Here is a 14,813-nt window from a genome sequence, read left to right on the forward strand (position 1 = left end):
ACCGCCCTCTCACCCGGCCCGCCGCAGCGCGGCCAGCTGCTCCTCGAACGGCACGACGGTCAGCCCGTCACCGCCCTGCTGCCTCGGCACCGCCGGAGCCCCGGCGCCCACCGCGCCCATCAGCGCCGCCAGCTCCCCCGCGGCCCGCTCGATCCGCCCGTCCAGGCCTTCCGCTCCCCAGTCCTCCGAGGCGGCGTAGACCCCGGTCGGGACGACCACGGCCCGCAGGTAGGCGAAGAGCGGACGCAGGGCGTGCTCCAGCACCAGCGAGTGCCGGGCGGTGCCGCCGGTCGCGGCGATCAGCACCGGCTTCCCGGCCAGCGCGTCCTTGTCGATCACGTCGAAGAACGACTTGAACAGTCCGCTGTACGAGGCGGAGAAGACGGGCGTGACCACGATCAGTCCGTCCGCCCCGGTCACGGCGTCGATCGCGGCGGCCAGCTTCCGCCCCGGGAAGCCGTTGGTGAAGTGGTGCGCGATCTCCACGGCGAGATCGCGCAGCTCCACGACCTCCACCTCCGCCGAGGTCCGCTCGGCGGTGGCCGCCGCCAGCCGGTCGGCCAGCAGCCGGGTGGACGACGGGACGCTCAGCCCCGCCGAGACGATGACGAGCTTCATGCCAGGACCTCCTTCTTGGCGGCGGCGAGCAGGGACTGGTGGGTCGGCGCCTCCGGCACGCCCGCCGGCCGCCGGGCGGCGAACTCCTTGCGCAGCACGGGCACGACCTCCTCGCCCAGCATGTCGATCTGCTCCAGCACGGTCTTCAGCGGCAGCCCCGCGTGGTCGACCAGGAACAGCTGGCGCTGGTAGTCGCCGGCGTACTCGCGGAAGGTCAGCGTCTTCTCGATCACCTGCTCCGGCGTGCCGACGGTCAGCGGGGTCTGGTCGGTGAAGTCCTCCAGGGAGGGCCCGTGCCCGTAGACCGGCGCGTTGTCGAAGTACGGCCGGAACTCGCGCACCGCGTCCTGCGAGTTGCGCCGCATGAACACCTGGCCGCCGAGGCCGACGATCGCCTGCTCGGGGGTGCCGTGCCCGTAGTGGGCGTACCGCTCCCGGTACAGCTCGACCATCCGCTTGGTGTGGTCGGCCGGCCAGAAGATGTTGTTGTGGAAGAAGCCGTCGCCGTAGTACGCGGCCTGCTCGGCGATCTCCGGCGAGCGGATCGAGCCGTGCCAGACGAAGGGCGGTACGCCGTCCAGCGGGCGGGGCGTGGACGTGAAGCCCTGCAGGGGCGTACGGAACTTCCCCTCCCAGTTCACGACGTCCTCGCGCCACAGGCGGTGCAGCAGGGCGTAGTTCTCGATGGCGAGGTTGATGCCCTGCCGGATGTCCTGCCCGAACCACGGATAGACGGGTCCGGTGTTCCCGCGCCCCATCATCAGGTCCACGCGCCCGTCGGCCAGGTGCTGGAGCATCGCGAAGTCCTCGGCGATCTTCACCGGGTCGTTGGTGGTGATCAGCGTCGTGGACGTGGACAGGATCAGCCGCTCGGTACGGGCCGCTATGTAGCCGAGCATGGTCGTCGGCGACGACGGCACGAACGGCGGGTTGTGGTGCTCACCGGTCGCGAAGACGTCGAGCCCGGCCTCCTCCGCCTTCAACGCGATGGCGACCATGGCCTTGATCCGCTCGCGCTCGGTCGGCGTACGCCCGGTGGTCGGGTCCGGCGTGACATCCCCGACACTGAAGATCCCGAACTGCATGGCCGCTCACCCTCCAAGTGGTTGACCGTTCAACTATACGCACAGAACGGCAACGGAGGGCCCCCTATTCCCCACGTCGAGGGGCTCCGGCAGAGGGGCGCGGGGCTGTGTCGATATGCGGCTCCGCCGCGTGGGCCCGACCAGCCCCCGACCACCCGCACCCGGCAACGAACGTCAGAAGTAGTACGCATCCCCCGTATCCAGCACCAGCACCCGCTGCCGGTCGTTCTCCCGGTTCCGGTCCACCGTGCCGCCACCCCACACCGTGTCGAACTCCATCAGCACCTCGGCCGGCGCCCCGCTCAGCCGCACCCGCAGCCGCACCTGCTCCCCCAGCTCATCCGCCGCCAGCGCGGCGACCTCGCACATCACCCCCCGCGGCCCCGACCGCGCACACCCCTCCGGCAGCTCCTGCCGGTCCTCCAGCGCCGCCGACCAGCGCAGCCGTACGGTCGCCTCCGGTACGGCGGACGGCCCGTGGTTGCGCGGCACGAACCGCACATCGAGCCGCCCGCCCGTCAGCTCGGCCGCACCGTGATACGCCAGATCGGCCTCGCCCTTGTGCGCCCGAGCCTCGCCCTTGTGCGCCCCGGCCGCGCCCGGCGCCGCACCGAACAGCAGCGCCAGCACCGCCGTACCCGTCACGAACCCTCGCCTGCGCACGCCACCACTCCTCACACACCGCCCTGCGCGTCCCCCAGCGCATGTATCCCCCGAAGCCCGCCCGGCAGGCGCCGTCCATCAGGTGACAGCGCACCGATGCCCGCGTGCGAGGCTGACCGGCATGACGATCCTCCGCTCCGCCGCCCTGTTCGTCGTCGCCGCCCTCTTCGAGATCGGCGGCGCCTGGCTGGTCTGGCAGGGACTGCGGGAACACCGCGGCTGGCTGTGGGTGACCGGCGGCGTGCTGGCCCTGGGCGCCTACGGCTTCGTCGCCACGTTCCAGCCGGACGCCCACTTCGGCCGCGTCCTCGCCGCGTACGGCGGGATCTTCGTCGCCGGGTCGATCCTCTGGGGCGTGATCGCGGACGGGTACCGGCCCGACCGCTGGGACATCACCGGCGCGCTGATCTGCCTCGCCGGCATGGCGGTGATCATGTGGGCGCCGCGCGGCAACTGACCGCCCACACCCGCACCGCCGCCCCGTCCACGCCACGGAACTCCACGCCGCGGGCGCACCCCCGCCACGTACCCTGACGGGAGCCCGACCGCACGAACGCCAGACCGAGGAGCAGCCCCATGGCCACCGCCGCCCCGTCCGCCGCGTCCCGCATCGCCGTCGTCACCGGTGCGAGCAGCGGAATCGGCGCCGCCACCGCCCGCCGGCTCGCCGCGGCCGGGTACCGCGTCGTCCTCACCGCCCGCCGCAAGGACCGGATCGAGGCGCTGGCCGAGGAGATCAACGCGGCGGGCCACTCCGCGGCCGCCTACCCGCTGGACGTCACCGACCGCGCGGCGGTCGACGAGTTCGCCACCGCCTTCAAGACCGTCGGCGTGCTGGTCAACAACGCGGGCGGCGCCCTCGGCCTCGACCCGGTGGAGAGCGGCGACCCCGCCGACTGGCGGCAGATGTACGAGACCAACGTCATCGGCACCCTCAACCTCACCCAGGCCCTGCTGCCCAAGCTGGAGGCGAGCGGCGACGGCACGGTGGTCGTCGTCTCCTCCACCGCCGGGCACGGCACCTACGAGGGCGGCGCGGGCTATGTCGCCGCCAAGCACGGCGCCCACGTCCTCGCCGAGACGCTCCGCCTGGAGATCGTCGGCCGTCCGGTGCGGGTGATCGAGGTCGCGCCCGGCCTGGTGAAGACCGACGAGTTCGCGCTGACCCGGTTCGGCGGCGACGCCGAGCGGGCGGCGAAGGTGTACGAGGGCGTGCCGGACCCGCTGACCGCCGACGACGTGGCCGACACCATCACCTGGGCGGTGACCCGCCCCAGCCACGTCAACATCGACCTGCTGGTGGTGCGCCCGCGCGCCCAGGCCTCCAACACCAAGCTGCACCGGGAAACACCGTGACGGACACGGGTCCGGCACCCGAGTCGGAGCAGCAGCGGGCGGCCCGCCGGGCCCGCGAGAAGTACGGCGAGCGCCACATGTGGATGTGGCTCGCCTACTTCCTCTTCGGCATCCACTTCATCGCCTTCGTCATGATCTACGCGGTGACGCACGCCCCGAACAAATAGGCCGACCCGTAGGCTCGACGACCGTGGACAGACACATACCCTTCGCCGGTCTGCACAACTTCCGCGACCTGGGCGGCTATCCGACCACCGACGGCCTCCGCGTCCGCCCGGGACGCCTGTACCGCTCGGACTCCCTCGGCAAGCTCGCACCCGGCACCCCCGACTGGGACCGCTTCCTGTCCCTGGGCATCGGCACGGTGATCGACCTGCGCCACCCCTGGGAGATCGACGCCCGCGGCCGTGTCCCCGAGCACCCGTCCGTCACGTACCACAACCTCAGCATCGAGCACCGCCCGTACAACCAGGCCGCGTTGACCCCGGACATCGACCCCGGCCCCTATCTCGCCGAGCGCTTCATGGAGGTCGCCGAGGACGGCACGAAGGAGATCCGCCAAGCGCTGGAACTGATCACCGAAGCGGCCCGCTCCGGCACCCCCCTGGTCTTCCACTGCGCCTCGGGCAAGGACCGCACGGGCGAACTGGCGGCGCTGGTCCTCGGCCTGCTCGGCGTCGACGAACCGACGATCGTCGAGGACTTCAGCCTCACGGAGCTGGCGACCCCCGCCCTGCTGCGGGAGTGGTCGGCCCGCAACGACGGCCGCACCCCGACCTGGCCGGCCTTCGGCCGCGCCCCGGAATCGGTGATGCGCCTGTTCCTGACGGCCCTGAAGGCCCGCTACGGCTCGGTCGAGGGCTACGTCGAGCAAGCCCTCGAGATGAACGCGAAGGAACTGGCGGCGACCCTCCGCACCCACCTCCTCGACAACCGCCCGACCACCAGCCCGCCCCTCACCTACCACCAGGCCACCGAGACGGACGCCCCCGCCCTCGTCCGCCTCCGCGACACGGCGGCCCTCTGGCAACTGGCCCGGGGCATCGACCAGTGGAAGCCCGGCGAGAAGGACGAGGCCCACTTCCGCACCCGCATCCGCGAGGGCGAGGTCTGGCTGGCGTACGCCGACGGCCACCTGGCGGGCGCCTACGAACTGTGGTGGACCGACCCGGCGGCCTGGGGCCCCCGCCCCCCGGACGCGGGCTACATCCACCGCCTGATGACGGTCCCCCACACCGCCCCACCCGGCACCGGCCGCGCCCTCCTCACCCACGCCGAGTCCCGCATCGAGGCGTCCACCCGCCCATACAGCCGCCTGGACTGCCTGACCACCAACCCCCGCCTGCGCGCGTACTACGAGTCGGCGGGCTACACGGTCGTCGGCGAACAACAGGCCAAGACGGACGGCTCGGGCAGCCCGTACGCGGTGACGCTCCTGGAGAAGCGGCTCGGCTAGCCCTTCACGCAGACGACCTGCTTGAGCTTCGCGACGACCTCGACGAGGTCCCGCTGCTGGTCGATGACCTGCTCGATCGGCTTGTAGGCACCCGGGATCTCGTCCACGACGCCGGAGTCCTTACGGCACTCCACGCCCCGTGTCTGCTCCTCCAGGTCCTTCGTGGTGAACCGGCGCTTGGCCGCGTTGCGGCTCATGCGCCGGCCCGCGCCGTGGGACGCGGAGTTGAAGGACATCTCGTTGCCGAGGCCCTTCACGATGTACGAGCCCGTGCCCATCGAGCCCGGGATGATCCCGTACTCGCCGGAGCCGGCCCGGATCGCGCCCTTGCGGGTCACGAGCAGGTCCATGCCCTCGTACCGCTCCTCCGCCACGTAGTTGTGGTGGCAGCTGATCTCCTGCTCGAAGGTCGGCTTGGCCTTCTTGAACTCCTTGCGGATCACGTCCTTCAGGAGCGCCATCATGATCGAGCGGTTGTACTTCGCGTACTCCTGCGCCCAGAACAGGTCGTTGTGGTAGGCGGCCATCTGCGGGGTGTCCGCGATGAAGACCGCCAGGTCGCGGTCGACCAGGCCCTGGTTGTGCGGGAGCTTCTGGGCTATGCCGATGTGGTGCTCGGCGAGTTCCTTGCCGATGTTGCGGGATCCGGAGTGCAGCATGAGCCAGAGAGCGCCGGTCGAATCGAGACAGACTTCGACAAAGTGGTTGCCGCTTCCAAGCGTTCCCATCTGCTTGGCGGCCCGCTCCTCACGGAACTTCACCGCGTCCGCGACACCGTCGAACCGCCCCCAGAAGTCGGACCACCCGGCCGTGCCGAACCCATGCAGCCGCCCCGGATCGACCGGATCGTCATGCATGCCCCGCCCCACCGGAATCGCCTGCTCGATCTTCGAGCGCAGCCGGGACAGGTCCCCCGGGAGGTCGTTGGCGGTCAGCGACGTCTTCACCGCCGACATGCCGCACCCGATGTCGACCCCGACCGCCGCCGGGCACACCGCGCCCCGCATGGCGATGACGGAGCCGACGGTCGCGCCCTTGCCGTAGTGGACGTCCGGCATGACCGCCAGGCCCTTGATCCACGGCAGGGTCGCGACGTTGCGGAGCTGCTGGAGGGCGCCCTCCTCGACCGTCGCCGGGTCGGTCCACATCCGGATCGGCACCTTCGCGCCCGGCATCTCCACGTACGACATACGCCTCATCCCCCGTAAAACGGAACGAACACAACGGAATTCTCGAATCGCAAAAACCGGTGCCAAGGTTGATGAACAGGGCAACGAACCGGCATCCACGGCTGCGCGTGCGATACACATTGTGTCCAGGGCAGTCATCGGCCCGCCAACCGATTTACCACCGTCGAGAGGAGCCTGACCGTGCAGCGGAAGGCGTACGTACCCGGCACCGCCGCGCTCCTCGCGGCCCTGCTGGCCGGCTGCACCGGCGGCTCCGACGGCGGCGGCACCACGGACGGCACCAACCCCGACGGCGGCGGCACCGCCACGGCGGCCGCCGAGCCCGGCCGCTACCGCTCCCTGCCGGACGCCTGCGGCGCGGTCAGCCAGGACACCCTCGACTCCCTGCTGCCCGGCATCCCGCAACTCGCCGACGAGGAGCAGCGCGAGAAGGCCTACGAGGGCGAGGCCATGCCCACCTTCGACAACGACCGCAAGGTCGGCTGCCGCTGGAAGGTGTCCTCCGCGACGGCCACGAACCATCTGTTCGTGGACCTGGAGCGGGTGGTGTCGTACGACACCACGGTCAGCGACGACACCCAGGCGCAGCAGCTGTTCGCCGCGCAGCAGGTGGAGGCGGATCTGCCGGAGCCGGCGGCGTCCGTGTCGGAGGCTTCCGGGACATCCGGCGCGTCCGGGGCATCCGGGGACTCCGAGGGCTCCGAGGACTCCGGGGCGTCCAAGGCCTCGGGCAGTCCGTCGGGCCGTCCCTCCGGCGGTCCGTCCGGCAGCCCTTCCCAGGGTGCGTCACGCGCTCCGAGCGGTTCCCCCTCCGCCTCCGCGTCCGGCTCCCCCAGCGCCACCCCCACCGGCCTCCAGCCCCGCACCCTCGACGACCTCGGTGACGAGGCGTTCCTCGACGACGAGCTGAGCAGCAGCGGTTCGACGGCCAAGCAGCGCACGGTGACTGTGGCGTTCCGCACGTCGAACGTCATCGTCACCATCCAGTACGAGGAGCAGGCGGCCACCGTCGGCATGGTCCCGGACAGCGAGGAAATGCAGGACAGGGCCCGGAAACTGGCCTCCCAACTGGCCGACTCGCTGGCCGGTTGACGCCCCGTCCCGCCCATCGGCACATCCGCCGAACCGGAACCGCACGGTTCCTTCACCGCGTACCGTGGCCCCTCGGACCCGATCCGACCGCAGGAACACGAGCGTCATGAGTGAAGGAACCATGCAGCTACGAGCACAGCGAGCCGACCGGAGTGACCAGCGTGAGCAGCGTGATGGGCGAGCCGGGCGGCGCGGCCGCGTCCTTGTCTCCGCGGCCGCCGTCCCCGTGATCCTGCTCGCCGCCGGCTGTTCCTCGGACTCCGGCTCCGACGACGAGGCCAAGGCGTCCGCGAGCCCGAGCGCGACCGCGAGCCCGTCGCCGACGGTGCAGGCGGCGGCGTACCGGACGCTCCCGGAGCCGTGTGACGTGCTGTCGAAGAAGACGCTGGGCGAACTCGTGCCGAAGGGCACGAAGTCGGGCAAGGAAGGCAACTCCGACGACACCGCGTCGCGCGGCAGCTGCTCCTGGAACAGCCTCGACAACAACGGTGTGGACGGCTCCCAGTTCCGCTGGCTGAACGTCTCCCTGCTCCGCTTCGAGTCCGACGTGACGCGCGGTTCGGGCGAGGAGCTGGCCCAGGAGTACTACGAGAAGCAGGTCACCGACGCCCGCTCGGTCACCGGTGCGAAGAACACCAAGTCCGAGCCGCTGACCGGCACGGGCGACCAGGCGACCGCGGTGCGCTACGACCTGAAGAAGAAGGAGGGCTCCTTCAGGCAGCAGACGATCGTGGCGCGCGTCGAGAACGTGGTCGTCACCCTCGACTACAACGGGGCGGGCCTGGCCGGCGAGAAGTCCCCGGACTCCGACGACCTGATGAAGGACGCGCGGAAGGCCGCCAAGGAGGTGGTCGCCGCGGTGGCCGAGGCGAACGAGGAGGACACCTCGGCGAAGGCTCCGGGCACGGGTTCGTCCACGGGTTCCTCCACGCCCCCGAAGACGACCAAGTCGCCCTCCAAGTCGTCCACTTCGTCGAAGACTCCGGCCAGGAAGAGCTGACCCGGCGGGTCACGAAAGCGCAGCCCCACCCGGACCGGCCACCCGTTCTCCACACACGTGTGCCACTCTGTTGCGCGCAACAACACGCAGTGGGAGGGGAGTACGGGTGGCCGCGCCCATACAGCTGACACGGATGCACCGCGTTCTCATCGGCGTGGTCGTGACCGGTGCCGTGATCATCGCGGGCATCGGTTTCGCCGGTTCGTACGCCGCCGTGCGCGAGCTCGCCCTCAAGAAGGGCTTCGGGGACTTCAGTTACGTCTTCCCCATCGGTATCGACGCGGGCATCTGTGTCCTGCTCGCCCTGGATCTGCTCCTGACGTGGATCCGCATCCCGTTCCCGCTGCTCCGGCAGACGGCCTGGCTCCTGACGGCCGCGACGATCGCCTTCAACGGCGCGGCGGCCTGGCCGGACCCGCTGGGTGTGGGCATGCACGCGGTGATCCCGGTCCTGTTCGTGGTGGCGGTCGAGGCCGCCCGCCACGCGATCGGCCGCATCGCCGACATCACGGCCGACAAACACATGGAGGGCGTCCGCCTCACCCGCTGGCTGCTCTCCCCCGTCCCGACCTTCTTGCTGTGGCGCCGCATGAAGCTCTGGGAACTGCGCTCCTACGACCAGGTCATCAAGCTGGAGCAGGAACGCCTCGTCTACCAGGCCCGCCTCCGCTCCCGCTTCGGCCGCAGCTGGCGCCGCAAGGCCCCGGTGGAGTCCCTGATGCCCCTCCGCCTGGCCCGCTACGGCGTCCCGCTGGCGGAAACGGCTCCCGCGGGCCTGGCAGCGGCAGGCATAGAACCGGCGCTGATCCCGCCAGCCCCGCAACTCGAAGCCGCCGGCGGCGGCACCGACGTAGCAGCGGGCAGCCATGCCGACGTAGCTGCGGGCAGTCGTGCCGCTGGGGCGGCACGGGTGAGCGCAGCCGCACCCCTCAGCGGGCAGCGCCCCGAGCTGGTCAGCAACCCCGACGCGCCTGTACCCGACCAGAACCCCTGGCTACACGCCCGAGACCCGCAAGCCGTCCAGTACCACGGCGGCTACGACCCCAACTACGACCCGGACGCCGCCTACGCCCAGTGGTACGAGGAGCAGCGCCAGGCCGAGGAGTACGAGGACCAGTACCAGGAGGAGCCGGAACCCCTGCCCTCCCCGGAGGACACCGGCAGCTTCCCCATCCCGGTCGGCCCGAACCGCACCCGCGAGCTGGGCGAGGGCGGCGGCACCCCGGAGCCGGACGAGGAGGCGTACTACCAGGTCTTCCGTCAGTCGATAGACGGCAGCTTCCCCACCCCCGGCGTCCTCGGCGACAACATCGAGGCGACGTACGGCACGAAACTCTCCCCGAGTGCCCTGAAGGCCCTCTCGGACCGCTTCCAGAAGCGCTTCAACGCGGAACTGGAAGAGGACCACATCGCCTAGCAACGCACGAAAAAAAGGGGCCCTCGCCAGAGGGCCCCTTTTGTTGCCGTTACTCGCCGAGCAAGCGCCGCACCCGCTCCTGCCCCACCGCCAGCAGCAGCGTGGGCAGCCGCGGACCGGTGTCCCGGCCCACCAGCAGGTGGTAGAGCAGCGCGAAGAACGACCGCTGAGCGGTCTTGATCTCCGGCGGCAGCTCCTTCGGCGTCGCGTCGGCGGAGAACCCGGCCTGGACCTTCGGCACGCCGTAGACGAGGTGGGTGAGCCCGTCCAGCGACCAGTGGTCGGCGAGCCCGTCGAGCAGCAGCCGGATGGACTGCTGCGCCTGCTCGTCGAGCGACTTCAGCAGCTCGGCGTCGGGCTCGTCCCGCACGATGGTCCGCTGGTCGGCGGGGACGTGGGTGTTGATCCACGCCTCGGCCTTGTCGTACCGGGGCCGGGCCTCGTCCAGCGAGCCGAGCGGCCGGGACGGGTCCAGCTCGCTGAGGATGCGCAGCGCCTGGTCCTCGTGGCCGGCGGTGATGTCGGCGACGGACGCGAGGGTCCGGTACGGCATCGGCCGCGGCGTCGTCGGCAGCTCACCGGCGGCGGTGCGCACCGCGCGGGAGTGCGCGGCGACGTCGGCGGGCAGCGCGGTGCCGTCGGCGACCTTGGCGTCGAGCTTGTCCCACTCGTCGTAGAGCCGCTGGATCTCCTGGTCGAAGGCGATCTTGAAGGACTGGTTCGGCTTGCGCCGGGCGTACAGCCAGCGCAGCAGCTGCGGCTCCATGATCTTCAGCGCGTCGGACGGGGTGGGCACGCCACCCTTGGACGACGACATCTTGGCCATGCCGGAGATACCGACGAAGGCGTACATCGGGCCGATCGGCTGCTTGCCGCCGAAGATCCCGACGATCTGCCCGCCGACCTGGAACGACGACCCGGGCGACGAGTGGTCGACGCCGGAGGGCTCGAAAATGACGCCCTCATACGCCCAGCGCATCGGCCAGTCGACCTTCCAGACCAGCTTGCCGCGGTTGAACTCGTTCAGCCGGACGGTCTCGGAGAAGCCGCACGTGGTGCAGGCGTACGTCAGCTCGGTGGTGATGTCGTCGTAGGAGGCGACGGTGGTGAAGTCCTTCTCGCAGTTGCCGCAGTACGGCTTGTACGGGAAGTACCCGGCGGAGCCGGAGCTGCCGTCGTCCTCGGACGCGGCGCCGGAGCCCTCGGCGGCCTCCAGCTCGGCCTCGTCGACCGGCTTCTGCCCCTGCTTCTTCGCGGCCTTGGGCTTGGTCCGGTACTGCGCGAGGACCGCGTCGATGTCACCGCGGTGCTTCATGGCGTGCAGGATCTGCTCCCGGTACGCCCCCGAGGTGTACTGCTCGGTCTGGCTGATCCCGTCGAACTCGACGCCCAGCTCGCCCAGCGCCTCGATCATGGCCGCCTTGAAGTGCTCGGCCCAGTTCGGGTACGGCGAGCCCTTCGGCGCCGGGACCGAGGTCAGCGGCTTGCCGATGTGCTCCGCCCAGGACTCGTCGATGCCGGTGACGCCGGCGGGCACCTTGCGGTACCGGTCGTAGTCGTCCCAGGAGATCAGATGCCGGACCTGGTACCCGCGCCGCCGGATCTCGTCGGCGACCAGGTGCGGGGTCATGACCTCGCGCAGGTTCCCCAGGTGGATCGGGCCGGAGGGCGACAGCCCGGACGCGACGACGACCGGTTTGCCCGGGGCCCGACGCTCCGACTCCTCGATGACCTCATCCGCGAAACGGGAGACCCAGTCGGTGGTCTCGGTGCTCTGAGCCACGATCGGCACGTCCTCTTTTGCTGAAGGCTTGATGGTGAACCCATTCTCCCAGACCCCCTCGTGCCCGGGAAAACCGCTTTACCCCCATGGGATACTGGCCGTGTCTATCCATCCCCACGAGGAGAACGGCACCCTTACCTATGGCCTCGGTCACGTCCCTCAGCGACTCCGTCCAGCAGCACCTCGCCGACGCTCTCGCTTCCGCCCTCCCGGAAGCCGACGGAGTCGACCCGCTGCTGCGACGAAGCGACCGGGCCGACTTCCAGGCCAACGGCATCCTGGCCCTGGCCAAGAAGGCGAAGGCGAACCCGCGGGAGCTGGCGACGCAGGTCGTCTCCCAGGTCGCCACCGGTGACGTGATCCAGGACGTCGAGGTCTCCGGCCCCGGCTTCCTCAACATCACGATCGCCGACAAGGCGATCACGGAGAACCTGGCCGCGCGGTACGCGGACGAGACGGGCCGCCTCGGTGTGCCGTACGCCGACACCCCCGGCACCACGGTGGTCGACTACGCCCAGCCGAACGTGGCGAAGGAGATGCACGTCGGCCACCTGCGTTCCGCGGTGATCGGCGACTCGGTGGTGCAGCTGCTGGAGTTCACCGGCGAGAACGTGGTCCGGCGCCACCACATCGGCGACTGGGGCACCCAGTTCGGCATGCTGATCCAGTACCTGGACGAGCACCCGCACGAGCTGGACCACAAGGCGAGCGACGACCTCCAGGCCTCCGGCGAGGAGGCCATGTCGAACCTCGACCGGCTCTACAAGGCGGCGCGGAAGAAGTTCGACTCCGACGAGGAGTTCAAGACGCGCGCCCGGCGCCGGGTGGTCGACCTCCAGGCCGGGGACCCGCACACGCTCGCCATGTGGCAGAAGTTCGTCGACGAGTCGAAGATCTACTTCTTCTCCGTCTTCGACAAGCTGGACATGGAGATCCGCGACCCCGACATCGTCGGCGAGTCCGGGTACAACGACATGCTCGCGGAGACCTGCCGGCTCCTGGAGGAGTCGGGCGTGGCCGTCCGCTCCGAGGGTGCCCTCTGCGTCTTCTTCGACGACATCAAGGGCCCGGACGGCAACCCGGTCCCGCTGATCGTCCAGAAGTCGGACGGCGGCTACGGCTACGCGGCGACCGACCTGTCCGCCATCCGGGACCGCGTCTTCAACCTGAAGGCGACCTCCCTCGTCTACGTCGTCGACGCCCGGCAGTCCCTGCACTTCAAGATGGTCTTCGAGACCGCCCGCCGGGCCGGCTGGCTGAACGACGACGTGAAGGCGTACCAGCTGGCCTTCGGCACGGTCCTCGGCAAGGACGGCAAGCCGTTCAAGACGCGTGAGGGCGAGACGGTCCGGCTGGTGGACCTCCTGGACGAGGCGGTCGACCGCGCGTCGACCGTCGTACGGGAGAAGGCGCAGGACCTGTCCGAGGAGGAGATCGCCGAGCGGGGCGCCCAGGTGGGCATCGGCGCGGTGAAGTACGCGGACCTGTCGACGTCGGCGAACCGGGACTACAAGTTCGACCTGGACCAGATGGTCTCGCTGAACGGCGACACGTCCGTCTACCTCCAGTACGCGTACGCCCGGATCCAGTCCATCCTCCGCAAGGCCGGCGAGGTCCGCCCCGCCGCCCGCCCGGAGCTGGAGCTGCACGCGGCGGAGCGGGCGCTGGGCCTGCACCTGGACGCGTTCGCGGAGACGGTGGACGAGGCGGCGACGGAGTACGCCCCGCACAAGCTGGCGGCGTACCTCTACCAGCTCGCCTCGCTCTACACCTCCTTCTACGACAAGTGCCCGGTGCTGAAGGCCGAGAGCCCCGAGCAGGTCGAGAACCGCCTGTTCCTGTGCGACCTCACGGCCCGCACCCTCCACCGGGGCATGGCCCTGCTGGGCATCCGCACGCCGGAGCGCCTGTAACACCCCGGGGGCCCGGGGCCTACGCCGCTCCGAGCCCCCGCGCAAGCCTGCGCAGCCCCTCCCCGATCTCCTCCGGCGTCTGCGTCACGAAGCACAGCCGGAGGGTCGAGCGGTCGGGCTCGCCGGCGTGGAAGGGGGCGCCGGGCACGTAGGCGACGTTGTGCTCGACCACCCGCGGCAGCAGAGCGGTGGTGTCGTACGACTCCGGCAGCCGGGCCCAGACGAACATGCCGCCCTCGGGCCGGGTCCAGGCCGATCCCTCGGGCAGGGCGTCCGGCAGCCCGGCGAGCAGAGCGTCGCGGCGCTCGCCGTAGACGCGGGCCACGCGCGCCACATGGGCGTCCAGGTCGCGGTCGGCCAGGTACCGGGCCGCGGCGAGCTGGTTGACGGTCGGGGTGTGCAGATCGGCGGCCTGCTTGGCGACCGCGCAGGCCCGGCGCAGCCCGGCGGGCGCCCGCAGCCAGCCGAGCCGCAGCCCGGGCGCCATGACCTTGGAGAAGGAGCCGAGCAGCACGGTCCGGTCGCGGGCGTCCTCGTAGGAGGCGATCCACGGCACCCGCTCGCCCTCGAACCGCAGCTCCCCGTACGGGTCGTCCTCGATGATCCACAGTCCCCGGCGGGCGGCGACGGCGGCGATCGCGGAGCGGCGGTCGGCGGGCAGGGTGCGGCCGGTCGGGTTCTGGAAGGTGGGCACGGTGTAGAGCAGCTTGGGCCGCTCCCGCACCACCAGCTCCTCCAGCGCCTCGGGGTCCATCCCGTCCGCGTCACCGGGCACCGCCACGATCCGCGCGCCCGCGAGGCCGAAGGCCTGAAGCGCCGCCAGATAGCAGGGGTTCTCGACGAGGACGACATCCCCCGGCTCGAGCAGCGCGGTGGCGAGCAGGGACAGTGCCTGCTGCGATCCGGTGGTGACGAGCAGGTCGTCGGCGTCGGTGGCCAGCCCGCGCACGCCGGTCCGGGCGGCGAGCGCGGCCCGCAGCGCCGGCTCGCCCTCGGTCGTGGAGTACTGCAGCGCCTGCGCGGGCGTCTCGGCGAGGACGTCCCGGTAGGCCGCGGCGACGCCCTCCGCGTCGAACAGCTCCGGGGCCGGCAGCCCGCCCGCGAAGTTGATCACTTCGGGACGGGCGGTGACGGCCAGGATGTCCCGGACCGGCGAACCGCCGATCGCGCCGACGCGTGCGGCGAGCGGCGGGACGGGCGCGGCGGACGGGGACGCGGCAGCGAGTGTCACGGTGCGGCT

Annotated in this window: 14 protein-coding genes; 8 read left to right on the top strand and 6 right to left on the bottom strand. The window is 70.9% G+C overall.

Annotation, left to right across the window (positions count from 1 at the left end; genetic code table 11):
- Positions 1 to 9: 9 nt before the first annotated feature.
- From ACZ42A_RS10330 to ACZ42A_RS10340, 3 genes are all read right to left on the bottom strand, one after another.
- Positions 10 to 618, bottom strand: a complete 609-nt coding sequence (locus ACZ42A_RS10330; protein WP_468526719.1) for an FMN reductase — start codon at positions 616 to 618, stop codon at positions 10 to 12.
- Complete coding sequence (locus ACZ42A_RS10335; RefSeq protein WP_468526720.1) at positions 615 to 1,703, bottom strand: LLM class flavin-dependent oxidoreductase; 1,089 nt, start codon at positions 1,701 to 1,703, stop codon at positions 615 to 617. Before ACZ42A_RS10335 ends, ACZ42A_RS10330 begins: the two co-directional genes overlap by 4 nt.
- A gap of 174 nt (positions 1,704 to 1,877) precedes the next feature.
- The gene (locus ACZ42A_RS10340; protein ID WP_468526721.1) at positions 1,878 to 2,366 is read right to left on the bottom strand and encodes a hypothetical protein; all 489 of its coding nucleotides are present in this window, start codon (positions 2,364 to 2,366) and stop codon (positions 1,878 to 1,880) included.
- A gap of 121 nt (positions 2,367 to 2,487) precedes the next feature.
- Here ACZ42A_RS10340 and ACZ42A_RS10345 point away from each other — a divergent pair, with 121 nt between their 5' ends.
- From ACZ42A_RS10345 to ACZ42A_RS10360, 4 genes are all read left to right on the top strand, one after another.
- Positions 2,488 to 2,823 carry a YnfA family protein gene (locus ACZ42A_RS10345; RefSeq protein WP_468526722.1) on the top strand — a complete coding sequence of 112 codons (336 nt, stop codon included), beginning with the start codon at positions 2,488 to 2,490 and terminating at the stop codon, positions 2,821 to 2,823.
- 119 nt (positions 2,824 to 2,942) lie between these two features.
- The gene (locus ACZ42A_RS10350) at positions 2,943 to 3,722 is read left to right on the top strand and encodes an SDR family NAD(P)-dependent oxidoreductase (RefSeq protein ID WP_468526723.1); all 780 of its coding nucleotides are present in this window, start codon (positions 2,943 to 2,945) and stop codon (positions 3,720 to 3,722) included.
- A complete protein-coding gene (locus ACZ42A_RS10355) occupies positions 3,719 to 3,889 on the top strand; it encodes a hypothetical protein (RefSeq protein WP_468526724.1) in 171 nt (56 codons plus the stop codon). Before ACZ42A_RS10350 ends, ACZ42A_RS10355 begins: the two co-directional genes overlap by 4 nt.
- Positions 3,890 to 3,912: 23 nt before the next feature.
- On the top strand, positions 3,913 to 5,178 hold the full coding sequence (locus ACZ42A_RS10360; protein WP_468526725.1) for a GNAT family N-acetyltransferase: 1,266 nt from the start codon (positions 3,913 to 3,915) through the stop codon (positions 5,176 to 5,178).
- Here the strand turns inward: ACZ42A_RS10360 and ACZ42A_RS10365 are convergent.
- A complete protein-coding gene (locus tag ACZ42A_RS10365; RefSeq protein ID WP_468526726.1) occupies positions 5,175 to 6,368 on the bottom strand; it encodes an RtcB family protein in 1,194 nt (397 codons plus the stop codon). The genes ACZ42A_RS10360 and ACZ42A_RS10365 overlap by 4 nt on opposite strands.
- 180 nt (positions 6,369 to 6,548) lie before the next feature.
- On the opposite strand from ACZ42A_RS10365, the gene ACZ42A_RS10370 reads away from it, so the two are divergent.
- The 3 genes from ACZ42A_RS10370 to ACZ42A_RS10380 all read left to right on the top strand — a co-directional run bounded on the left by ACZ42A_RS10370 (position 6,549) and on the right by ACZ42A_RS10380 (position 9,877).
- Positions 6,549 to 7,460, top strand: a complete 912-nt coding sequence (locus tag ACZ42A_RS10370; RefSeq protein WP_468526727.1) for a DUF3558 domain-containing protein — start codon at positions 6,549 to 6,551, stop codon at positions 7,458 to 7,460.
- A 106-nt stretch (positions 7,461 to 7,566) separates the two neighbouring features.
- A complete protein-coding gene (locus tag ACZ42A_RS10375; protein ID WP_468526728.1) occupies positions 7,567 to 8,460 on the top strand; it encodes a DUF3558 family protein in 894 nt (297 codons plus the stop codon).
- A gap of 133 nt (positions 8,461 to 8,593) precedes the next feature.
- The gene (locus ACZ42A_RS10380) at positions 8,594 to 9,877 is read left to right on the top strand and encodes a DUF2637 domain-containing protein (protein WP_468526729.1); all 1,284 of its coding nucleotides are present in this window, start codon (positions 8,594 to 8,596) and stop codon (positions 9,875 to 9,877) included.
- 49 nt (positions 9,878 to 9,926) lie between these two features.
- Here the strand turns inward: ACZ42A_RS10380 and lysS are convergent, their stop codons facing one another.
- Positions 9,927 to 11,669, bottom strand: a complete 1,743-nt coding sequence (gene lysS / locus ACZ42A_RS10385) for a lysine--tRNA ligase (protein WP_468526730.1) — start codon at positions 11,667 to 11,669, stop codon at positions 9,927 to 9,929.
- A gap of 131 nt (positions 11,670 to 11,800) precedes the next feature.
- Here lysS and argS point away from each other — a divergent pair, with 131 nt between their 5' ends.
- Positions 11,801 to 13,573, top strand: a complete 1,773-nt coding sequence (gene argS, locus ACZ42A_RS10390) for an arginine--tRNA ligase (protein WP_468526731.1) — start codon at positions 11,801 to 11,803, stop codon at positions 13,571 to 13,573.
- A 19-nt stretch (positions 13,574 to 13,592) separates the two neighbouring features.
- Here the strand turns inward: argS and ACZ42A_RS10395 are convergent, their stop codons facing one another.
- Positions 13,593 to 14,804: an aminotransferase-like domain-containing protein gene (locus ACZ42A_RS10395; RefSeq protein ID WP_468526732.1), complete on the bottom strand. Its 1,212-nt coding sequence runs from the start codon at positions 14,802 to 14,804 to the stop codon at positions 13,593 to 13,595.
- Positions 14,805 to 14,813: the final 9 nt, after the last annotated feature.

It is taken from the genome of Streptomyces sp. NPDC030838 (assembly GCF_055572035.1).